The organism is Actinoplanes subglobosus (genome assembly GCF_042650585.1).
GTDB classification, from domain to species: domain Bacteria; phylum Actinomycetota; class Actinomycetes; order Mycobacteriales; family Micromonosporaceae; genus Actinoplanes; species Actinoplanes subglobosus.
Genome location: NZ_JBHSBL010000002.1, coordinates 110957 through 132450 on the forward strand (window position 1 = coordinate 110957; position 21494 = coordinate 132450).

The 21494-nt window shown below is 69.3% G+C and carries 24 protein-coding genes; 18 read left to right on the plus strand and 6 right to left on the minus strand.

The genetic code is table 11. The annotated features are described in order from the left end of the window. Nucleotides 1–496: 496 nt before the first annotated feature. The gene (locus tag ACFO0C_RS01070; protein WP_378064510.1) at nt 497–1513 is read left to right on the plus strand and encodes a hypothetical protein; all 1017 of its coding nucleotides are present in this window, start codon (nt 497–499) and stop codon (nt 1511–1513) included. A 209-nt stretch (nt 1514–1722) separates the two neighbouring features. Here ACFO0C_RS01070 and ACFO0C_RS01075 read toward each other — a convergent pair whose 3' ends face one another. After that, nucleotides 1723–2451: a hypothetical protein gene (locus ACFO0C_RS01075; RefSeq protein ID WP_378064511.1), complete on the minus strand. Its 729-nt coding sequence runs from the start codon at nt 2449–2451 to the stop codon at nt 1723–1725. 783 nt (nt 2452–3234) lie between these two features. Between ACFO0C_RS01075 and ACFO0C_RS01080 the strand changes: the two genes are divergently transcribed. The 5 genes from ACFO0C_RS01080 to ACFO0C_RS01100 all read left to right on the plus strand — a co-directional run bounded on the left by ACFO0C_RS01080 (nt 3235) and on the right by ACFO0C_RS01100 (nt 6485). Continuing rightward, nucleotides 3235–3684 carry a hypothetical protein gene (locus ACFO0C_RS01080; protein WP_378064512.1) on the plus strand — a complete coding sequence of 150 codons (450 nt, stop codon included), beginning with the start codon at nt 3235–3237 and terminating at the stop codon, nt 3682–3684. 36 nt (nt 3685–3720) lie between these two features. Continuing rightward, entirely contained in the window at nt 3721–4281 is a 561-nt protein-coding gene (locus ACFO0C_RS01085; RefSeq protein WP_378064513.1) for a hypothetical protein, read from the plus strand. A 304-nt stretch (nt 4282–4585) separates the two neighbouring features. Beyond that, complete coding sequence (locus ACFO0C_RS01090) at nt 4586–4999, plus strand: VOC family protein (protein ID WP_378064514.1); 414 nt, start codon at nt 4586–4588, stop codon at nt 4997–4999. A gap of 259 nt (nt 5000–5258) precedes the next feature. After that, nucleotides 5259–5660 carry a hypothetical protein gene (locus ACFO0C_RS01095; protein WP_378064515.1) on the plus strand — a complete coding sequence of 134 codons (402 nt, stop codon included), beginning with the start codon at nt 5259–5261 and terminating at the stop codon, nt 5658–5660. A gap of 429 nt (nt 5661–6089) precedes the next feature. After that, a complete protein-coding gene (locus ACFO0C_RS01100) occupies nt 6090–6485 on the plus strand; it encodes a hypothetical protein (protein WP_378064516.1) in 396 nt (131 codons plus the stop codon). A 69-nt stretch (nt 6486–6554) separates the two neighbouring features. Here ACFO0C_RS01100 and ACFO0C_RS01105 read toward each other — a convergent pair whose 3' ends face one another. Continuing rightward, entirely contained in the window at nt 6555–7457 is a 903-nt protein-coding gene (locus ACFO0C_RS01105; RefSeq protein ID WP_378064517.1) for a LysR substrate-binding domain-containing protein, read from the minus strand. A 92-nt stretch (nt 7458–7549) separates the two neighbouring features. Between ACFO0C_RS01105 and ACFO0C_RS01110 the strand changes: the two genes are divergently transcribed. From ACFO0C_RS01110 to ACFO0C_RS01135, 6 genes are read left to right on the plus strand one after another with little or no spacing between them, the layout of a single operon-like run. Further along, nucleotides 7550–8209, plus strand: coding sequence for an RraA family protein (locus ACFO0C_RS01110; RefSeq protein ID WP_378064518.1), 660 nt, complete (start codon nt 7550–7552; stop codon nt 8207–8209). After that, nucleotides 8206–8874 carry an RraA family protein gene (locus ACFO0C_RS01115; RefSeq protein WP_378064519.1) on the plus strand — a complete coding sequence of 223 codons (669 nt, stop codon included), beginning with the start codon at nt 8206–8208 and terminating at the stop codon, nt 8872–8874. The genes ACFO0C_RS01110 and ACFO0C_RS01115 overlap by 4 nt, the downstream gene beginning before the upstream one ends. Then, a complete protein-coding gene (locus ACFO0C_RS01120; protein ID WP_378064520.1) occupies nt 8871–9494 on the plus strand; it encodes an RraA family protein in 624 nt (207 codons plus the stop codon). The genes ACFO0C_RS01115 and ACFO0C_RS01120 overlap by 4 nt, the downstream gene beginning before the upstream one ends. After that, nucleotides 9494–10657, plus strand: coding sequence for a pyridoxal phosphate-dependent aminotransferase (locus ACFO0C_RS01125; RefSeq protein WP_378064521.1), 1164 nt, complete (start codon nt 9494–9496; stop codon nt 10655–10657). The genes ACFO0C_RS01120 and ACFO0C_RS01125 overlap by 1 nt, the downstream gene beginning before the upstream one ends. Further along, a complete protein-coding gene (locus tag ACFO0C_RS01130; RefSeq protein ID WP_378064522.1) occupies nt 10654–11490 on the plus strand; it encodes an alpha/beta fold hydrolase in 837 nt (278 codons plus the stop codon). The genes ACFO0C_RS01125 and ACFO0C_RS01130 overlap by 4 nt, the downstream gene beginning before the upstream one ends. Nucleotides 11491–11529: 39 nt before the next feature. Further along, nucleotides 11530–12150 carry a LysE family translocator gene (locus ACFO0C_RS01135; protein WP_378064523.1) on the plus strand — a complete coding sequence of 207 codons (621 nt, stop codon included), beginning with the start codon at nt 11530–11532 and terminating at the stop codon, nt 12148–12150. Nucleotides 12151–12258: 108 nt separating this feature from the next. Here ACFO0C_RS01135 and ACFO0C_RS01140 read toward each other — a convergent pair whose 3' ends face one another. From ACFO0C_RS01140 to ACFO0C_RS01150, 3 genes are all read right to left on the minus strand, one after another. After that, nucleotides 12259–12942: a GntR family transcriptional regulator gene (locus ACFO0C_RS01140; protein WP_378064524.1), complete on the minus strand. Its 684-nt coding sequence runs from the start codon at nt 12940–12942 to the stop codon at nt 12259–12261. 50 nt (nt 12943–12992) lie between these two features. Beyond that, the gene (locus ACFO0C_RS01145; protein ID WP_378064525.1) at nt 12993–13928 is read right to left on the minus strand and encodes a VOC family protein; all 936 of its coding nucleotides are present in this window, start codon (nt 13926–13928) and stop codon (nt 12993–12995) included. Nucleotides 13929–14062: 134 nt separating this feature from the next. After that, nucleotides 14063–15010: an intradiol ring-cleavage dioxygenase gene (locus tag ACFO0C_RS01150; RefSeq protein WP_378064526.1), complete on the minus strand. Its 948-nt coding sequence runs from the start codon at nt 15008–15010 to the stop codon at nt 14063–14065. Between the two features lie 236 nt (nt 15011–15246). Here ACFO0C_RS01150 and ACFO0C_RS01155 point away from each other — a divergent pair, with 236 nt between their 5' ends. From ACFO0C_RS01155 to ACFO0C_RS01180, 6 genes are all read left to right on the plus strand, one after another. Then, nucleotides 15247–16407, plus strand: coding sequence for a sensor histidine kinase (locus ACFO0C_RS01155; protein WP_378064527.1), 1161 nt, complete (start codon nt 15247–15249; stop codon nt 16405–16407). Then, nucleotides 16404–17099: a response regulator gene (locus ACFO0C_RS01160; protein WP_378064528.1), complete on the plus strand. Its 696-nt coding sequence runs from the start codon at nt 16404–16406 to the stop codon at nt 17097–17099. The genes ACFO0C_RS01155 and ACFO0C_RS01160 overlap by 4 nt, the downstream gene beginning before the upstream one ends. Before the next feature lie 68 nt (nt 17100–17167). Then, nucleotides 17168–17320: a hypothetical protein gene (locus ACFO0C_RS01165; RefSeq protein WP_378064529.1), complete on the plus strand. Its 153-nt coding sequence runs from the start codon at nt 17168–17170 to the stop codon at nt 17318–17320. Next, nucleotides 17317–18093: an SDR family NAD(P)-dependent oxidoreductase gene (locus ACFO0C_RS01170; RefSeq protein ID WP_378064530.1), complete on the plus strand. Its 777-nt coding sequence runs from the start codon at nt 17317–17319 to the stop codon at nt 18091–18093. The genes ACFO0C_RS01165 and ACFO0C_RS01170 overlap by 4 nt, the downstream gene beginning before the upstream one ends. A gap of 321 nt (nt 18094–18414) precedes the next feature. After that, on the plus strand, nt 18415–19431 hold the full coding sequence (locus tag ACFO0C_RS01175; RefSeq protein WP_378064531.1) for an intradiol ring-cleavage dioxygenase: 1017 nt from the start codon (nt 18415–18417) through the stop codon (nt 19429–19431). 261 nt (nt 19432–19692) lie between these two features. Continuing rightward, complete coding sequence (locus tag ACFO0C_RS01180; RefSeq protein ID WP_378064532.1) at nt 19693–20463, plus strand: SDR family NAD(P)-dependent oxidoreductase; 771 nt, start codon at nt 19693–19695, stop codon at nt 20461–20463. A gap of 43 nt (nt 20464–20506) precedes the next feature. On the opposite strand, the gene ACFO0C_RS01185 is transcribed toward ACFO0C_RS01180, so the two are convergent. Then, a complete protein-coding gene (locus ACFO0C_RS01185) occupies nt 20507–21442 on the minus strand; it encodes a LysR family transcriptional regulator (RefSeq protein WP_378064533.1) in 936 nt (311 codons plus the stop codon). Nucleotides 21443–21494 lie beyond the last annotated feature (52 nt).

Consider the following 21494-nt stretch of genomic DNA (forward strand, 5'->3'; position numbering starts at 1 on the left):
CGCGTCCCGAGCCGTGCAGCACGGTCTTGAAGTGCTGCCATCAGACCGCCGAATCCTCCACGAACGCCGGGACAAGCTGCACGCCGACATCGGAAGCTGACGCCTCAGGGAGCCGCAGCCGCTCGGGTCCGGCGACGAGCGCACTGTCCAGGCAAGCAACGCGGCGGTACTCAGTAGTGACCCCACGCCGAGCGGCAGCAGCAGCTGCGGTGTCCCGTCGTCGGTGGCGTGGGTCGACCATGCCCTGCCGATCAACGGCTGGTACCCAGTTCACCGGGTCGAGGCTGAAACGTCGCGGCAGCGACGGCGACCACCACAGCGTGAGAGGCATCCAGCCGACGGTGGACGAGCGCCGTCACGAGCGGACAACCTTGACTATCGTGCTAGATTGAAGAATCGCGAAGCGGAGTCTTTGGTCGTACCGGGACAACCAGCGCGGCACCCCAAACTTTAACCCTGGCCCATCGCGTCTTTGGCGCGTTCGGGAGGAGCTGTCGTGCCCCGAAAAGTCCTGGCATTCGTCCCTCAACACACCACCACTAAGTCGCGCATCATGGCGCTCGTCGATAAAGGTGACGGCCATGAGCTCGACGCCATCGCCACCGTCGACTGGCCACATGAGGCGGTCACAATCTGCAACATGCTGAACTCACCGAAGCGAGGTCTTGAGGCCTTCTCCGGGCTGTGGTTCAGTTTGCCTGCCAGCGTCCGAGCCAACCTCGAACGTGCCCGCGACGAACGGATCGATGACAACGACGAGCGGGACTTCCTCGCCCCCTGGTTCATCACCGAGTTGAGCACCCCTGAGTTGCCCGGAGATGGCGGTACCATCGAGTGGGCCAAGCTCTTTCCCGCAACGCAGTGTCCCGCCGAGGGCTGTGAGAACTGCGACGGATGCCCCGGCCACGCAGCAAGCCGCGGCGACGAGCCCGGAACGAACCGATGCGGTCCGGGCGGAACCTGTCGTTGCATCACCGACGACATCGACGACTGCGGGTGTGCGTTCTGGGATGTCGGACCACGCTGGGCGGCCGCGCTCTACAGTTCGCTGCACGACCTCGCGGATGTGTTGGTGGGGCATGCCGAAGACCTCATGTGGGGGACCGAGGGTCCTGCGGTCGGCTTCCCAAAGTCGTTGATCGCTCAGCCGCCGAAGTTCTTCGTCCGGCTCGCGCAGACCTGTATCGACCTGTGCGATGTCCTCGCCCAGGGCAAGGTTCCCGTGCCGCACACCATCGCCGAGCTACTCATGCTGGACGAAGCGGCCCGTTCGTACCTCGATGGCCACGTCGGAGGCAGTGAACTCGAAGTCGAATCCATGAAGGAGGAGTTCGGACACCTTCCCGAAGCCCACGGTGACTTCGAGCTAGACGCGCTGTGGATGTTCCAGTTCACCGACTCCGACTGGACCGGTATCGCCGAGGCAGATGAGATCTACCCACCGAACTCGATGAACAGCATCTTCGACCTGCTTCCGGAAGCAACACAGTTCCCACGAAACCAGAAGCCCTGAGAACGCTGCAGCGCTGACTTCTTGCTCGGCCTGCCAGGCCGAGCAAGAAGTCAGTCGCTGGCTGCAGAGGTTGAATATTTGGCTGTGTCAGGCTCGAGGGTAAGGCCGGTATGCCCGAGGAATCCTTCGATCAGGTCACCGCGGTATCGGATGCTTTTGACCCGACTCTTGGACATGCTCAATCGTGGCAACGAACGCCCTCCCATCACCTATGTCGTCAAGTTCTCCTTGGCCGTAGGAATCGGCGCGTCAAGGACGTCGACAACAAATTCGGATGTCGCGCTCCACCCTCGCGTCGATCTGACGCCACCGTGAGCGATGGTGTGTATCCGGGTCCAATGGCCCTTCTCGCTCGCGTCGAGTGCGGCTCTGACTGCGCTGGCTGTCGGCCCATCGTGCGTACTCTCGCTGATCCAGATACTCAGGACAGGTACGTCTGGTGGCAGCGGCCAGGTCCGAGGTTCCTCTCCGGCCGGTATGAATGCTTCGTCGGCGCGAAGTTCGACCGACCAAAACACTTCGCCGTCGTCGACTTCGTTCGTCACCCTGATGCCGAGGCCGAGCATGTAAGCGGCGGCCAGATAGTCAGTGAACTCCTCCACGAGGAAGCCAGCGCGAAGCGGCCCGAAGGACACCTCCTGACGGACGACTTCGTTGAAACCGCAGTCGGTATACATGCCCACCTCGAAGTGGCACCTTGTCTTGATGAAGTTGCGAATCGCAATCTGTACCGCATTGGGCAGTTGATCGAGGATTGCCGTCAGCGGCGCCTCGTCACGGTCAGCCAAGTAGTTGTTGAGTCCGGAGACCAACGCTGCCACCAGGTTGAGATCGTTCGAGCCGAGCGTCGTCACGGCTTCCAACGAGTAGTCGCCATCCACTAGGGCGAAGATGCGGCCCTTTCCTGGACTGGTGTGCGCAACGAACTCCCGAATCACGTCTACCTCCACGAACGACGGCTCTAACCGAGGCTGCGTTGGCCGGCAAGCCTGGGTCGAAAGACAGGGGCGAGACATGTCAGCCGGGTTGCGCACCCGGCTGCGTAGTCGTTGAAGTGCGCTGTCGGCGATGGCATTGACCACCGTCGCGTTACGCCACGATCACGGTAGCACGCTGGAACGAGGGCCGGCCTACCACCGCCAACCACGATCGGCAGGCTGACAGGGTCAACGCTACCGGCCGGGCCGCGACCTGCTCGCCAACGGCCGATGCGAGGCCGGCGGCTGCGACCCAGGCTTATCCATTCAGCCTGGCAGCACGCTCTGGCGCCGCTGGACGACAATTTCACCGCCTCGATGACGGCGGGTCGGCAGGGATTACTGAACGCGATGCGATTCCGAGACCAAGGTGTACCACCCGCCACGGTTGTCAATGCCGCCGTCCCCGTTGCACCTCGCCGCGGCAGCGCGCAAATACTTAGCGGCGATCACCGTCGGTTACCCCATCCGGCAGCGGCTCCTGCGTGTCAATACCGCTATACTTGATTACATGAGCACTCACAATGAAAACGGGTGCTACGTCCAAATGTTCGAATCCTCCCTCGGAAACCAGTTTTGGCGAGATCCCGCGGTAAGCGGACACCCTTCCCGCCAGCGGGGGCGATCGAGCCCCGCGCGTAGCACTTGTTAACGGCAACGGGTTCGACGGCGGTGGCACGTCGAACCTTCTGACCTTGCGTTTTCCGGTCTGTGCGATCTCCGGCTCGGTCGACGATGAGCGGCATGGGCTCGTCGCAGCAGCCGCCCGCCACCTGCCCCGAGCAGCTCATCGGGGCGCTGATCCCTCCGGAGACACGGCGCTCCGCACCGTTGATTCCCCTGGCGGTACCGGCGCTAGGGCGACGCGGCCAACCGACCGACGTCGCGGCGGAGCTGGTCCTGCTCGATGTGGCACGCATCGACGCGTCCGGACGGTTCTGCGCCCTCGCACTACTGACAGCACTGCAGTGGGAGCCGGGACACCACCTGGATCTCACGGTCGAGACCGACGCCGTCGTCTTCGGCTCCAGCCCGACGGGCCAGCAGACGGTGGGTAGCCGCGGCGAGCTGACCGTGCCGGTCGCCGCGCGAACACTGGCCGGCCTCGACGCCGATCCTCGGGTCACGCTGGTCGCCGTGCCCAGCCGAGATCTGCTGGTCGTGCACCGTCCGGCTCTCGTCGCCACCTGCTGACCCAGCACTACGCCCGCCAGCCGACCGGCCACGACGATGGCTGACCGGGGACACATCGCGCAGGCACGCCAGGCCCTGGCGCAGCTCGGCGTCACCATCGCTGATCTGCAGGCCGCCGAGCCGACCCCGGCCCTGACGCCGACGCTCGCCGAGTACCTGCCACATGTCATCGCCGCCGCTGGGCCGGGCGTCCGCCGCACCTACGGCAACTACTGGCATCGCATGATCGCGTTGTGGGGCGACCGCCGCCTCGACACGATCGCCGCGACCGACATCGAGGCCCTGCAACGCGAAGCCGCCGCCACCGCCGTCTCGCGGCGCAACGGCCGCGGGGGCCGGCACGCCGGCGAACACGTCATCGCCGCCGCCCGGGCCTTCTTCGTCCGCGCGATCGCCGACGGGCTCATCCCGGCCGCGGCCAGCCCAGCCCATCAGATCGCCAAACCACGCCGGCTACCCAACACCCACCGCGCCATGACCCCACGCGAACTCAACGGCATCAACCAGGTGGCCCGGACCAGCGGCAACGACGCCATCCTCGACGCACTACTGCTGTGCCTGCACACCGAAACCGCCTGCCGGGTGCTGTTTTCGTGAAACTGCGGCGGGCAGGTGGCAGAGTGGGTCTATTGCAGTGCCGATGAGCTGCATCCGGGTACACGAGGCGGCTCGTAGACGTTTAGAGACGCTAGCGTGCCATGCCGCCCCGGGTTCAAATCCCCTCGGCCCGCAACGCACTCTCGTGCCGCCGAACCGATTGCTATGGAATGTGACAGTCGGCTCGTTAGCTCAGTTCGCGGACATACCGGTGCCAGTGCGTGTCAAGGTAGGCCGTGAAAGCTATCCACCCGGATACCGGCGCCGTCGCAAGGCCAACCATCCGCGAGTACGCTGGCCACCCATGACGCTGCGGATCGACCTGACCTTCGACACCCGCGACGCCACGTCGCTCGCCGGGTTCTGGAAGCTGGCGCTCGGCTACGAGGACGAGCCCCCGCCTGTCCCGTTCAAGACTCGCGACGAGTGGGCGGCGTCGTTCGGCGAAGAGCCGGACGATGCGGGCGGCGGTGCATGGTTGCAGGATCCCGAAGGGGTCGGCCCGCGGCTTGTCCTGCTCGACGTGCCCGAGCCGAAGGTGGCGAAGAATCGCTTGCACATCGACGTTCGCGTGGGCAAGGGCCCGGACGCCTGGCCGCGGATCTTAGCGAAGGTGGAGGCTTTGGTGGCTGCAGGCGGCAGTGTTCTCTCGACGTTCGACGGCCACCATGTCGTGATGGCCGACCCGGAGGGCAATGAGTTCTGCGTCGGGGCCTGATACCGCGAGGGCGCCGAGCGGGACGCCCCCGTAAGGGCTCTACGGCTGTGCCGCTGGTGCATCCGGATCTGCCGCGATCCGCTCGCCACGGAGCGTAGCGGCGAATTACACTGCATCGGCGGGCGGCAGTTCCGAAAGACGTACTTCACAGGCAGGACGGGAAATCGTTTCCGGCGAGCGACGGGCAGCCTCTACGCTGCGGACTACAAACGGCCGACGACGGTCCGGTCGTTGCTGTCTGGCACCAGAGGAGTTGTCGATGCCTCACGTGACGCTCTACGCGCTCGAGGACGAGCTCGCTGGGCATGAGCCAGACCTCATCCGGGAACTGACGGGCGCCGTCGTGTCCGCGTACGGCGAATGGATCCGCCCGTCGGTGGAAGTCAGGCTTGTCGGCATTCCCGCCGGACGATGGGCTCGCGGCGGAGCAACGGTCGCCACGGCCGCGCCCTCGGTTACCTTCGGCATGCGCGAGGAAGTATTTGCCAGAGCGGACGCGGCCACAGTCGTGGCGCAACTGGTCTCCGCGTTCACCCAGGCCGTCAGCTCCGTGTTCGGCGACGAATGCCGTGACGACGTTCTCGTGGAGCTGGTCGGTCAGCCCACTTCCCGGTCCGGGCTCGGCGGCAAGGTCATCAGCGAGCGGGGCGCGGTCGGTTGATCGAGGCTCTCCGCCATCCGGACATGCCGCAGTCCGCGCGTTCCAGGTCCGTTCAGGTGGTCGCAGTAAGGCGAGCAACGACGGCCGAGGCGGTGGCCGAGATCCCGCAGAAGGCTTGCCAGCCGCTGGACCTCGTCCGCAGTCGGCGGAGTGATCGGGGCGCCAGCTGCGATTTGTTCTCCGACCTCATGCAAAGTCGCGTAAAGATCCTCGGCGGTCGCTCGGTCGAGCTCGAGCGTGATGTCGTCCGGCACTCGACGGAAGTTACTCTCGTGCCGCGATCCTCCCGCAACCCCAGCGTCACGGCTGACCGCTGCTGGCCAGCGCCCCGCTCGTGCCATGAGCGCGCACTCGATGATGCCGCCACGCTGGGCGAAGGCGTTCCTGAGCTGGTCAGTAAGGTGTGTGCCGGCTGGAAGGATCCTACAGATGGACGCGCTGATCGGCCGTAAGCTCCTGAAGGTTGAACGGTTGGGCTGGCACCAGGATGGCGAACTCGACGACCGCAGCGTTGGGCCGGTGCACTTTGTCTTCGAGGAAGACTTGGGCCTCTTCCTCGCTGGCCGAAGCGACTGGTCTCTTGAGTTGGTAGGAACCCACCCTGGAGATCGTGCCTGGCTGGACGCCTACGACTATGACTGGTACGGATCGCGCTGGATGTTGCGGGATGCCTCCGACGAGGTGCCGTTCGCCTCGGTGCTCGCCAAGCGTCTTATTGCGCTTGAACCGGTGCTCAACCAGGTCGATGAGCTGATCGGTCTCGAACTGGACGTCGACGGTGAGGCGCTGACGCTCAAAACATGGGAGGGGGAAGTCTCGACCTGACCGACAGACGTCCGGATCTGCCGCCGATAATGCGCGGCCCGTCACGCCACAGTCCCCACGCTGCGGCGGTCACGGGGACAATGGTTTGTCGAGCCGCAGGGCGGTGGAGACCGTAGCCACGAAATGGTCGACCAGCGGGTCAGGTTGTTCACCGACCAGCAGAGACAGCGCTACGAGCGGCGCGCGCTCGCGTAGCTGTCGGGTCTTGACGTCGTGGTGACCCGCGGCGACCAGTGAGGGTGCGATGGCGACGCCGAGGCCGCAGGCGACCATGGCGAGTTGGGTGGCGATGGTGGTGGCTTGGTGGCGGGCGTCGGGGCTGAAGCCGGCTCGGCGGCAGGCGGTGACGACTTCGTCGTGGTAGCCGGGTGAGATGTCGCGTGGGATCCACACCCACGGCTCGCCGGCGAGGGCCCTGAGATCGAGGGGGTCGCGGGCCGGTTCGGCGTGCGGGTGGCCCAGGGGCAGGGCAGCGATGAAGTGGTCGTGGCGCAGGGGCACGGCCCGGTAGCCGGGGCCGCCGGTGGCGCGGCGGACAAGGGCGATGTCGATGGTGCGGTCCTGTACGCCGCGGGCGCCGGTCTCGGTGTCGACTTCGACGAGTTGAAGCTGCACGTCGGGGCGCACAGCGCGGTACTGGTGTAGGGCAGTGGGCAGGACGTCGGTGAAGGCGGAGGCGACGGCGGCGATGACGAGCCGGCCGCTGAGTCCGTCGCGGGCGTGTTCGACGGCGGTGCGGGCGCGTTCGGCGTCGCGCACGAGCAGCCGGCAGTGGGCCAGGAGCACTTCGCCCGCTTTGGTGAGGGTGACCTGGCGGCTGGTGCGGTGCAGCAGCGCGACGCCGAGATCCCGCTCCATGCCCTGAATGGCTTGCGACAGCGGCGGCTGGGACATGTGCAGGCGCTGCGCTGCTCGGCCGAAGTGCAGTTCCTCAGCGACGGCGATGAAGTACCGGGCTTGACGCACCTCCATGCCCTCAGCGTACCAATCAAGTCGCTGAGCATATCGGTAGCAGAGGAAATCAGACCTTCCACATATCGGCTTGGGTACGTTGACTGGAAGGCATGACAGCTGATGCAGCACTGTTGGCGCAGTTCGCGGCGTTGGACACCGCTGCGGTGTCCGATGCCCTCGACGGCTGCGGTCTGCCGCCGGGGCAGGGCGGGTTGCGGCCGATGTGGGACAGCCCGCGGGTCGCCGGGTTCGCGGCGACAGCGGAGCTCGAGCCGTTGACCTGTGAACACCGCGGCGCGCACATCCTCACCGAGGCGGTGGAGCAGGCCGGCGCCGACGACATCCTGGTGATCGCCAACGACGGACGCCTCGACGTGTCGTCCTGGGGTGGCATCCTCAGCGTCGGCGCCACCGTCCGGTCGGTGCGCGGCGTGGTCACCGACGGTGCCTGCCGTGACGTCGAGCAGGCCCGCGGCCTCGGCTTCCCGGTGTTCGCCCGCGGGCAGGTCCCGGCGACCGCGCGGGGCCGGTTGCAGCAGAAGTCGACCGGCGAGCCGGTCCAGCTCGGCGCCGTGACGGTGCACCCGGGCGATGTGGTGCTCGCCGACGGCGGCGGAGTCGTCGTCGTCCCTCGGACCCGGGCCGCTGAGGTGTTGAAGGCCGCGCAGGCCATCGCCGACCGCGAGGCCCGCATCGAGGCCGAGGTCCGTGCCGGGGTGCCGCTGCCCAAGGCGATGCGCGACGCCCGCCTGGCCGGGACCGAACAGTGACCGCCCTCGACAGGGCCGGCGACGTGCTGGGCCGGTTGCGGGCGCTGCCCACTGCGGCGATCTCCGATGCCCTCGACCGGGTCGGTCTCGCCGGTGCGTTGCACGGCCTCGGCCCACTGTCGAACGACTTCCGTGCCGTCGGGCCGGCGTTCACCGTGCGATACGCGCCCGCGGACGACGAACGTGGGTCGGTCGGGGACTTCCTCGACGACGTACCTCAGGGCGCCGTGATCGTCATCGACAACGACGGCCGCACCGACGTCACCGTGTGGGGCGGCATCATGACCGAGGTCGCCGCCGCGCGACGTATCGCCGGCACTGTGATCAACGGGGTCTGCCGCGACGTGTCCGCATCGCTGGAACAGAGCTATCCGATCTTCAGCCGGGGCCGGTTCATGCGCACCGGCAAGGACCGGGTCCGGCTGGTCGCCGTCGGTGAACCACTGAGGGTCTCCGGGGTCACGATCAAGCCTGGTGATCTGGTGTGTGCCGACGCTGACGGCGCGGTCGTCGTGCCCACCGCCGACGCCATACGCGTGGCTGAGCTCGCCGCGCACATCGAACGCGTGGAGGCCGAGATCGTGGCCGCCGCCCGCGCGGGCAGCACTCTGCGCGCCGCCCGGGAGCGGTTCGGCTACCACCAGCTGCAGAGCAGGCAGTCATGAGTGACGCAGCGCGGGGGCACAGCGCTGCCACCGTCTACGAGGCGTCACCATCGTCGGTGCGCGTCTGCGACCCGGGCTTGCGGGCCGTGTGGGCGGGAGCGCGGCTGGCGGGGCCGGCGTTCACGGTGCGGGGCATCGGCGGTGACAACCTGGCCCTGCACCAGGCCGTCGCGCTGGCCCCGGCCGGGGGCGTGCTGGTGGTCGACCTCCAACAGGCGGCCCACGGGCATTGGGGCGAGATCCTCGCCGTCGCCGCGCAGCAGCGCGGCATCGTCGGACTCGTCGTCGACGGCGGTGTCCGCGACGTTACCGAGATGGCCACCCTCAGCTTTCCGGTCTTCGCCCGGCACGTCACCGTCCTCGGCACCGGCAAGGACCACCCCGGCCGGTTCGGCGCCGCGGTTCGCGTCGGCGGGACGGTCATCCACGCCGGGGACCTGATCGTCGGCGACGGTGACGGCGTGGTCGTCGTACCGGCCGGCACCGTGACCGACACCCTTGAGCGTGCCGACGCCCGCGTCGCTGCCGAGCGGCAGGCCCTCGCCGCGATCCGGGCCGGGACCACCACGCTGGACTACTACCGCCTCACCCCGAGCACCGACACGACAGGGATGCGCTGATGAGCGACAACCCGATCTTCGCGATCAGCGACCGGGCCGCCGCCCTGCGTGCCGCCAGCGTCGACGTTGTCAGCTTGGCCGCCGGGGAGCCCGACACCCCGACGCCGGAGCACATCTGCGACGCCGCGGCCCGGGCGGTGAAGGACCCGGCAATGCACCGCTACGGCCCGGCCGCCGGCCTGCCCGCCCTGCGTCACACCGTGGCCGAACGCTTGACCGCCACGATCGGACTGCCATGGGCGGCCGACGACCTGCTGGTCAGCTTGGGCGCCAAGCACGCCCTGTTCCTGGCCATGCACGCCATCGTGGCCTCGCCGCGCAGCACCGTGCTGGTCGTGACGCCCGGCTGGCCCGGCCACCAGGCGGCCGTGCTCGCCGCGGGCGGACAGCCTCGCCCGGTGGACACGGATGCCACCGGTTTCCTGGCCACTGCGGAGACGCTGGAGCGCGCGTGGGTGCCGGGCACGCGCGCTGTCGTGCTCGCCAACCCGGCCAACCCGACCGGCGCCACCTACGATCAGGAGCAGTGGTCCGAGATCGCCGCGTGGGCCGCCCGCCGTGACGTCTGGGTCATCACCGACGACGTCTACCAGGCGTTCGTCTACGACAGCGACCATGTGCACGCCCTGCACGCCGCACCGCAGCTGCGCGAGCGGTGCATCGTCATCGACAGTGTCTCCAAGGCCCACTCGATGACCGGCTGGCGCGTCGGCTGGCTCGCCGCCCCACCGCCGGTCGTTGCCGCGGCGACCACCATGCTGGCCCGCACCGCGACCCACGTGCCGCAGATCACCCAGGCCGCCGCCGTCGAAGCGCTCATCGCCGGTGCCGCCGACCTGCGCGCTACCAAGGCGATCTACCGGCAGCGCCGCGACCGCGCCCACCACGCCCTCAATGCTGTCGACGGCGTCGACTGCCCGCTGCCCGCCGGCGGCATGTTCCTGTTCCCCTCCGTGACGGCTCTGCTGCAACGCAACGGTGACAACATCAGCACCACGGCCGAACTGGCGGCCTGGCTGCTCGACAACGCCGGTGTCGCCGTGGTGCCGGGCGAGGCGTTCGACGCCCCCGGCCGGCTGCGGCTGTGCTTCGCCATCGACGACACCGCCCTCGACAAGGCCCTGGACCGCCTCACCGACGCACTGAACAGGCTCGGACGATGACAACCCACGAAGATCCCCACCACGCCGTACCGTCGGCAGAGCCGCTCACCGACGAAACGGTGAGGCTGCGCGTCGACGATGTGGACCTCGCCCTCGCCACCGTGCGCCGCGACGGCCACCGGGAGCCGGTCGTGTTCCTGCACGGCTTCGGCTCCACCAAGGAGGACTACGCCGACGCCGCCCTGCACCCCGCCTTCACCGGGCGCGGCCTGCTCGCCTACGACGCCCCCGGCTGCGGGCAGAGCGACTGCTCGGACACCGCGAAGGTGTCCATCCCGTTCCTCGTCGCCACCGCCGAAGCCATGCTCGATCACGCGGGCATCGACCGGTTTCACCTCGTCGGGCACTCCATGGGCGGCCTGACCGCACTGCTCCTCGCCGCCCGCAACCCCGACCGGGTCCTGAGCTTCGTCGACATCGAGGGCAACGTCGCACCGGAGGACTGCTTCCTCAGCCGCCAGGTCGTCACCCACCCCGCCACCGACGACGAGGCATTCTTCGACGACTTCATCGACCGCAACCGCCGCACCCCGGCCTACTCCGCCGCCCTGTACGCCGCCGGCCTGCGGCACAAGGTCCGGCCCGGCGTTGTCCGGCCCATCTTCACCTCGATGGTCGAGCTGTCCGACCACGGCGACCTGATGACGACGTTCCTGAAACTGCCCTGCCCGCTCATGTTCATGTACGGCGAGCAGAACGCCCACCTGTCCTACCTGCCCGCCCTCGCCGCGGGCGGCGTCGAGCTCGCGCCGATCCCGCGCAGCGGGCACTGGCCGATGTACGCCAACCCCGTCGCGATGTGGGACCGCATCGCCGCCTTCCACACCACCTGACCGGCGGCATCAGCCACTGGAACCCGAGAAAGGCTCACCGTGCCCACCCACCTCGCGGCCTTCATCGCCACCGTCGCACTGCTGGCCATGCTGCCCGGCGCGAACAACGCCGCGATCACCCGCCAAACCCTGCACTCCGGCCGACGCGCCGGCCTGCTCACGGTCGCCGGATCCTCCACCGGCATCCTTATCTGGGCCAGCGCCGCCGCCGTCGGCCTGTCCGCGGTCCTGCTCACCAACCCGGACACCTACCTGCTGCTCCGCCTGGCCGGCGCGGCTGTCCTCTGCATCCTGGGTCTGCAATCGCTCTGGGCCATCCGCAAACCGGCCGCCGCCCCGGACGCCCAGCCCACAACCGGTCACGCCGGGCGGCGCAGCTACGCCGTCGGCGTGGCCGCCAGCCTCGGCAACCCCAAGGCCGGCGTCGTCGCCGTATCGCTCATCCCGCAGTTCGTCACCGCCCACGGATCGGTACTCGCCTCCTCGATTGCCCTCGGCGCGATCTGGGCCGCGGTGTCCGGCACCTGGTTCTGCCTCTACGTCTGGATCATCGACAAAGCCCGCGCCCGAGCTGGCAGACCCGGCGTGCAACGCCTCATGCACGCCGCAACCGGTGTCACCATGCTCGGCCTCGGCGTCGCCGTAGCCATCAATGCCTGACGGGCTGGCAGGGTGGGAGGGTGTCGCTGCGCGACCAGCGATTCGACTATCGAGTGGCACGCTCCCGGCTATGGATGCACGGGCCGATGCCGGGAGACCTGTAGTCGCTCAGGCTTCCGCGGCCATCGACTCCAGCAGCGAACCGGCCGGGATCGACTGGCCGGCCGGCAACATCAGCAGGTAGGACCCGAGGATGTGCCGCCGGGTCGCCGCCACGACCGCCTCGGTGTCGCGGACCTCGCATGCGGACAGGATGTCGGCGTGGTCGCCGACGGCCCGGCCGTGGCGGACGTCGAAGTGCAGCCGGAACCGGTCGGCCTGGGCCGCCAGGTCCTCGATGTGGCGCAGCAGCAACGGCGAGCCGGCCGCCCGGTAGAGCGTCAGGTGGAACTCGCGGTTGAGGGTGCGGAACGACTCCTGCGCGTCGTCGCCCTGTATCGCGGTGTCGAGACGCTGGTGCAGGTCACGCATGCTGACCAGGTCGGTGTCGGCGAGACGCGGCACCGCGGCGCGCACCGCGAGGGTCTCCAGGTGCAGGCGCAGGGCGGTGACGTCGGCGGCGCCGGCCAGGCTGATGCCGGCGACGACCACGCCCTTGTACGGCTGCCGGTGCACGAGCCCGTCCGCGTCGAGCCGGAGCACGGCCTCGCGGACGGGTGTGCGGCTGACTCCCAGCTCGGCGGCCACCTCGGTGGGGTCGAGCCGGTCGCCGGGCCCGCGCTGTCCGGTCACGATCTGCTCCCGCAACCGCGCATAGACCTCGTCGGCCACCCGCCGGTGGATCCCGCTCACGCCCGCCCCCTTCGCAAGACCGTCAGTTTCGCAAAAGTGGCCGGCCGGGCTCACACCGGAGGCGGGCTGAACAGCACGTCCGGGTCGTTGAACTGTTCCTTGGCGACGGACTCCGACATCGGGTCGGCCGTACCCCATTGGTCCGCGGTCAGCGGGTCGGTGATGTCGTGGATGCCCGGGTGCCAGGCGTCCTCGTCGAGAATCCGTTCGAGTTCGGTGGTGTACTCGATGGTGTTGCCGTGCGGGTCGTGGAAGTAGGAGAACGTGTTGTCCCCGGCGCTGTGCCGGCCCGGGCCCCAGGTCAGCTTGGCGCCGGCCCGTTTGACCCGGCCGGTGCCGCGCATGTACTCCTCGACGCCGCGCATCTCGAAGGACGCGTGGTGCAGGGAGGCGTGCGGGCCACGGGCGATGGCGAACGAGTGGTGCCAGTCGTTGCAGCGCATGAAGTACATCAGGTCGCCCATGTGCGGTGACCAGAGTGTGTCGGTGAGCCGGAAGCCGAGGTGCTCGGCGTACCACGCGCGCATGCGGTCCGGGTCGGGCGAGTTGACGACGCAGTGTGACAGCTTGACCGGGATGGACTCGCGTTCCTCGACCCTACGGTGCTGCCGGACGGCGACGTCGCTGGAGACCTCGACGACACGGCCGTCGACGTCGAAGAAGCGCAGGCCGTACCCGCCGCCGGGGGTGTCGAGGTCGCCGGGCTCGCGCACGATCGTGACGCCGGCCGCGATCAGCCGCTCGGCGAGGGCGTCCACGTCGGCGGCGCTCGCCGCGCCGAACGCGACCAGGTCCATGCGCTTGTCGCCGCGGCGCAGCCGGACGATGTACTGCTCGGGTGAGCCCTCGGCGGCGAGGAAGGCGATCCCGTCGTCGTCGGCGACCTTCGTCAGGCCCCAGGTGCTGGTGTAGAAGTCGAGCTGCTTGCGGTAGTCCGGCACCGCCAGGTCGACGTGCCGCAGGTGGGTGATCGGGCTGAATGTCATCTCACGCTCCGGGGGACTCGGATGCGCGTCACGCTATGCGCGCTCCGACACACCCCGGAAACAAAGAGATTCGATAAAAGACATAACGGCATTGAGTGGTACGACGGCCGCGGGGTGCCGCGGCCGTCGCGCGTTCAGGCCGAGGCGCTGGGAACGGGGAAGCCGCCGTTCTGGCCGTCGTTGGTGGCGGTCGGGTCGACGCTCACGGTGATGTCGGCCTTCACACCCCGCTCGACGCGCCGGGGGTCGTAGCGCAGGGACAGCAGGCCGCCGGTGGAGCCGGTCCCGTCGTACAGGAAATCGCTGTCGAGGGTGACCCGGGCGGTCTCGTTGGTCACATACGGTTCGATCAGCTCGAGCTTGGTGGCCAGGGTCTCCTCGAAGTAGAACTGGCCGGTGTGGCAGGTGTGCCCGCCGACGTAACCGGTCGGGGTGGCGGTGCCCTCGGTGTGGACCTTGGTGTGGATGTGCAGGGCCCGTCCGGCGTACCAGCCCGGGACGATGCCGAGGAACGAGGCGAACCCGTTGCGGTCGGTGATCTGCAGGCCGCGCAGGAAGGTCAGGTCGTCGGTGGGCTCCTGATGGCCGCCACCGCCACCGCCACCACCGGGCGGCGGGCCGGACGGGTCACCGCTGGGCGTGGCTGTCGGGCCCGGCGCGGGCGGGGGTGTGCCGCCGCCGGAGCCGTTGTCGGTGTACCCGGAGTACACGCCGAGGGAGTCGCAGTACCAGATCTCGATACCGGCGCCGCGGATCGGCCGGCAGGTCGCGGCGTCGATGACCCGCAGGTTCAGGTTGAGCGGCACGCCGATCCGGTCCTCGGTGACGTTGCGGCGCAGCAGCAGGTAGTCGAGGTAGTAGGGGCCCTCGATCGACTCGCTGCTGAGCGCGCACGCGGCGGCCGCCTCGGCCGCGGAGACCGGTTTGCCGGCCGCGGTCGCGGTGCCGGCCCAGCCACCCAGAGCCGTCAGCCCCGCGGCGGCCGTGGCCACCCCACCGAGGGTGAGCAGGCGCCGCCGGTTGAGCAGCACCTGGGAGACGTCGGCGTTGTCCGCCTCGTCGTGCATGTTCGTGTCATTCATAGACGAGAGTCGATCAGCTTGAGGGCGGCCGCGGCATCAACCTCGCGTGGACAAATCACCACGACCACCTACCGCGGCCACGGCATGCACACATCGGCACATACCACATCCACGGTATTGACTTTCATGACTTCCAGTCGGCCGCCGGCGGTACCACCACCGCGGTAACCCGGCACTCCGCCGGTACTACCGGGAGATGACGCGAGCCGCAGGCCAGGAGGCATAACCTCGGGCCCATGTTGACGACGGTGCCGCAGCGGATCCGCGATCTGGCCGGACGGCACCCGCTGCTGCTCGACACGATCTTCGGGCTGATGCTCGCCGTTCCCGCCGCGGTGACCGCCCTCAAGCGCGGCGGCGATCCTCGCGCCGACGTGATCTACGCCGTCGTCGGCGGGGTGGCGCTCACCGTCCGCCGCCTCTGGCCGATGCCCGTGCTGGCCGCGACCACGGCCGTCGTCGTGCTCGGCACCCTGATCGGCGGGCGGCCGCCGCAGGCGCTGCCGTTCGCCCTGATGGTCTGCGTCTACACCGTCGCCAGCCGTACCGAGCGGCACCGTATCTGGTGGATCACCGCGGCCGCGGCCGTCCCGTTCTATCTGGCGGCCGTGCTCACCTCCAGCGCCGACTGGTGGGAACCGCAGAACGTCGGGCTGCTCGCCATGATCTTCATGGCCGCCGCGGTCGGTGACGCCAGTGGCAGCCGCCGCGCCTACGTCGCCCAGATCGAGGAACGAGCCCGCCACGCCGAGCAGACCCGCGAGCAGGAGGCCCGCAGCCGGGTCGTCGACGAGCGCATCCGCATCGCCCGGGAGCTGCACGACGTCGTCACGCACCACATCGCCGTCATCAACGTCCAGGCCGGCGCCGCCCGTTACGTGCTGCAGGACGAACACCCCGCCATCGGTGACGCCCTCGATCACATCCGCACCGCCTCCGGCACCGTGCTGCGCGAACTCGCCTCGATCGTCGGCGTCCTACGGTCGGAGAACCACCGCACCACCACCGAGCCCGCCCCCGGCCTGGGCCGCCTGCCCGCCCTGCTCGACAGCGTCGCGTCGGCCGGCCTGCACGTCGAGCACCGGCTGATCGGCGAGGTGCGGGAACTGCCCGCCATGGTCGACCTCGCCGCCCACCGGATCCTGCAGGAAGCCCTCACCAACGCCCACAAGCACGGCACCGGCACCGCCGGTCTGACCATCACCTACCGCCCGGCCGAACTCGCCATCGAGGTCACCAACAGCATCGGCAGCACCCTGCCCGGTGGCGGGTACGGCCTGGTCGGCATGCGGGAACGCGCTCTGTCCGCGGGCGGCACCTTCCTCGCACAGCGCGAACCCGGCAACCGATTCCTGCTGCGCACCGTCCTGCCCGTCCCGACGAAAGGCAAGCCGTGACCATTCGCGTACTGCTCGCCGACGACCAGGCCCTGATCCGCGGCGGCTTCAAGATGATCCTGGACGCCGCCCCCGGCATCGAGGTCGTCGGCGAGGCCACCAATGGGCGCGAAGCCGTCGACCTGGCCCACATCACCCGTGCCGACGTGGTCCTGATGGACATCCGGATGCCCGCCGTGGACGGCTTGGAGGCCACCCGGCAGATCGCTGCCAGCGATGACCTGGCAGAGGTACGCATCCTCATCCTCACCACGTTCGAGAACGACGACAACATCGTCCTGGCCCTACGTCACGGCGCCGCCGGGTTCCTCGGCAAGGACGTCGAGCCGGCCGACCTGATCCGGGCCGTGCGCACCGTCGCCGCCGGCGACTCCCTGCTGTCGGCCACCGCCACCCGCAGCCTGATCAGCCAGTACCTCAACCAGCCCGAACTGCGGCCGCTGCCCCGTGCGGAGGCGATGGACGGCATCACCGACCGCGAACGTGAGGTCCTCGTGCTGGTCGCGCACGGCCTGACCAACGACGAGATCGCCGACCGGCTGCACCTGTCCCCCGCGACCGCGAAGACCCACGTCAACCGGACCATGACCAAACTGCGTATCCGCGACCGCGCCCAGCTCGTCGTGCTGGCCTATCAGAGCGGCCTGGTCCACCCGGCCGACGAGCTCCCACCCGCGGGCGAACCGCGCTGACCGAGAGCGTTTCGAGTCGTTCTTCCGCCCCGCGGCCACGGCACCACGTTCGGACGAGAGGACCCATCATGCACACCAGCTGCGCGTCTACACCCTGCGTCGCGCCGAGGCACTGCGGGCCGACCAGGCCGTGCAGCGACCTCGACGGCTTCGACATGAGCGGCATCGTCGGTGTCACCGGCGCCCTGCTCGCCCCGACCAGCGAATCGCCGCTGCGGTGAGCAGCGGACGACTGGCCGGGAAGGTCGCGCTGATCTCCGGAACCGCGCAGGGGCAGGGCCGGGCCGCCGCCCAAGGGTTCGCCGCCGAGGGCGCAATAGTCGTCGGCGGGGACATCAACGCCGAGGGCTCCGCGGAGACCGCCCGGCTGGTCACCGGTGCCGGGCACGCGATGATCAGCCCGCTGCCGCTGGACGTCACCGACGAGGCGTCGGTGACTGCCTGGGTGGAGGCCGCCGTCACCGCCTTCGGGCGCGTCGACATCGTGTATGCCAACGCCGGGGCCGTCCGGTTCGGGCCGGTGGACCAGCAGTCGTACGCCGACTGGGCCTTCACCGTCCGCGCCGAGCTGGACTCGGTGTTCCTCACCGTCCGCGCCGCCTGGCCGCATCTGAAGGCCAGCCGAGGCTGCGTGCTCACGGTCGGCTCCACCGCCGGGCTGACCGGGTCGGTCACCAACCAGAGGACCGCGCACTCGGCCACCAAGGGCGGGGTCATCGCGCTGACCCGGCAACTGGCCGCCGAGGGTGCCCCGCACGGCATCCGCGCCAACTGCATCAGCCCCGGCATGATCGAGACTGAGGGCACCCGCCAGGACCTGCTCGCCCCGGACCACCCGATGCGCACCATCGCCCGGGCGATCCCACTGGGCCGGGTCGGCACCCCAGCCGACGTCATACCGGCCGCGGTCTTCCTCGCCGGCGACGAGGCCGCCTACATCACCGGCGCGAACCTGGTCGTCGACGGTGGCTGGTCCATGGTGCTGCCCGGCTGAGCGGATGCGCCGGCCGCACCCTGGAGCAGTACGGCCGGCGCGTCGATGATCACGCCCGCGCCGACGTCGACCACCTCCCGGACGGGCCCGAGCAGCAGGCCCGCGACGCCGCCCTCGGCAGCCGCGACCCGCTGTCGGCCAACGCCTGGATCTACGGCTACGACGCCACGTCCACGCCCGCGGTATCACCCGAATCCGGCATACCACGCTGATGGTAGGTCCCCCCGCCGGGAGTGTCCGCGGCGGGACGACGCCACCGGACCGGTCCGCTGGAAACACTGGGAGCCGTTGACGATCACCGCCCGCCGTGACAGGAGAAACATGTCTGACCAGGCAGAACCCACCTACCAGGGCCGCCGCCTCCCCAAGCCGGGCGAGGCCGTCTACGACCAGGGCCTCCGGTTCGACCTCGGTACCCTGATCGGCCGGCGCCAGCTCCTGCGTGCCTTCGGCATCGGCGCCGCCACCCTCGGCCTCGCCGCCTGCACCACCGAATCGGGCGGCAGCACCACCGCGACCTCAACCACCTCGGCCGCGGCCACCACCGGTGAGATCCCCGACGAGATCGTCGGCCCCTACCCCGCCGACGGATCCAACGGCCCGGACCTGCTCGAACAGAGCGGTGTCATCCGCAGCGACATCCGCGCCAGCTTCGGCGACTCCACCACCGTCGCTGAGGGCGTGCCGCTCGACTTCGAGCTGGTCGTCACCGACATCGCCAACAACAAGCCCTTCGCCGGCGCCGCCGTCTACGTCTGGCAGTGCGACCGGGCAGGCCTGTACTCGCTCTACTCCGAGGGCGTCACCAAGGAGAACTACCTGCGCGGCGTGCAGATCGCCGACGCGGAGGGCAAACTGAGGTTCAAGAGCATCTTCCCGGCCTGCTACACGGGCCGCTGGACCCACATTCACCTGGAGGTCTACCCCGACCAGGCGAGCATCACCGACAGCACCAAGGCCATCTCGGTGTCCCAGATCGCCTTCCCCAAGGCCGTCTGCGACACGGTCTACAAGGAGAAGGGGTACGAGGCGTCGGTCACCAACTTCGCCGCGGTCACCCTGGAGGGGGACATCGTCTTCGCCGACCTCGACGAGCCGACCCAGATGGCCGACGTGAAGGGCGACGTCGCGAGTGGCTACACGTTCTCACTCGCCTTCGGCGTCGACACCAGCACCAAGCTCAGCGACGCCTCGCAGGGTGGCATGAGCTTCCCGTCCGGTGGCGCCATGCCGAGCTTCCCGGCCGGGCAGATGCCGAGCTTCCCCGCGGGCGCCATGCCCAGCGGCTTCCCCGGCGGCGCCATGCCCAGTGGCTTCCCCGCACCCGCCGCTTCCTGAGGCACCCGTGATCCGCCGATGGCCCGGCAGCCGCACCGGGCCATCGGCGGTCCGCACCGTCGCCGCCGGAGAGTCCCTGCTCTCCGGCTGATGGTCCTGGCCCATCAGCGCGGCCTGATCCGGCCCGGACCGCCTGCCCTGACAGCGCGCCGGCTATCAGAGGGCGGGATGTCGAACATGTTTCTTCATGATTTCTGAAGATGTATCCGGGTGGCGAGAATGAACGGGTTCCGTGTCACAGACGCCACCAAGGGGCAGCCGATGACAGACCTTTCCGGAAAGATCGCGCTGATCAGCGGCACCGGAGGTGGCATGGGCCGCGCCGCCGCCCTGGAGTTCGCCCGCTGCGGCGCCCTCGTGGTCGGCTGTGACCTCAACGTCGACGGCGCCGAGGAGACTGTCGAACTGGTCACCAAGGAGGGTGGCCGGATGCGCTCGGTGCAGCCGGTCGACCTGACCTCCGAGGACGGTGTGGACCGCTGGGTGGCCGATGCCGCCGGGGAGTACGGCAAGGTCGACATCCTCTACAACAACGCCTCGGTCGCCCGGGTCGGCCCGTGGGACGAGATGACGTACGAGAAATGGCGCTACTCGCTCACCTACGAGCTGGACATCGTCTACCTGTCCACCAAGGCCGCCTGGCCGCTGCTGATCGCGGCCGGTGGTGGTGTGGTGATCAACGTGGCCAGCGTGGCGGCTCACGTCGGCGCCCAGTTCGTCCACCAGCACGCGCACGGTGCCGCCAAGGGTGGTGTCCTCGCCTTCACCAAGCACCTGATGATCTCCGGTGCGCCGCACGGGATCCGGGCCGTCTCGATCAGCCCCGGCCTGATCGTCACCCCCGCCACCCAGCCGGTGATCGACGCCATCGGCCCCGCCGGCGTCGAAGGCATGATCAGTAACATTCCGTCGCGGCGGCTCGGAAAACCCGAGGACGTCGCGGGTCTCGCCGCGTTCCTGGCCTCCGACGCCGCGTCCTACATCAACGGTGCCGACATCGCCATCGACGGCGGCATCATGGCCGCCGACTGACAGCGGACCACCGTTCCGGGGCCAGGGCCCCGTGCCGCCGGGATCAGGTTGTGGCCGAGGGCGGAGCACCGCCGCGGGCGATGTCGGCGAAGACGCCGCGCAACCAGAGCATGGCCGGGTCCTTGGCGCGGGCCGGGTGCCAGTGCACCGCCTCGACCAGCTCCGGCAGGTCGAACGGCACCTCGGCCTCGACCAGGTCCAGCTCGCCGGCGCACATTCGGGCCAACCGGCGGGGCACAAAGGCGCACAGGTCGGTGCCGGCCACCGCGAACGGCAGCGGCAGCAGCCCGTGCACGGTCACCTCGACCTTGCGCTCGATCCCGATGTCGGCCAGCACCCGGTCGCCCTGGGAGTTGTCGGGGCCGCCCAGCCCGGACGCGGCATGGTGCATGGCGGCCAGGTCGTCCAGGGTGAGCGCCCCGTCGCGCAGCCACGGGTTGGTGCGGCCGACCAGGCAGACGTACTGGTCGCGGAAGACCACGCTGCGCTGGCCGGGCAGGTCGAAGCCGAGCGGGCCGATCATCGCGTCGCAGCGCATCAGGTGGCTGAGCATGTCGCTGCCGGGCGCCGGCATCGGGGCGAACTCGACCGTCACATCGGGCGCCCGGGCGGCGAGTGCGGCCAGCAACGGCTCGGCGAGCACCGTGATCGCGTAGTCGGAGAGCGCCACGGTGAAGTGGCGGCTGCTGGCGCCCGGGTTGAAGGCGGTGCGCTGACCGAAAACGGTCTCGGCCATGTCCAAGGCGCGGGCCACTGCCGGGATGAGCTCCTCCCCCAGCTCGGTCAGCTCGTAGCGGCGGCCGACCCGGTGCAGCAGTTCGTCGCCGAAGTGGGTGCGCAACCGGGCCAGGGCGGCGCTCATCGCCGGCTGGCTCATGTTGACCTTTGCGGCGGCGTGCGTGACGTTGCGTGCCTCCAGCAGCGCCTGCAGGGCAACGACCAGGTTCAGGTCGACCCCGGTCACACCAGCGCCTGCCATGCGTCCTCCCAGGTGGCACCCATGTTCGCGGCCTGGAATGTGAGCCACACTA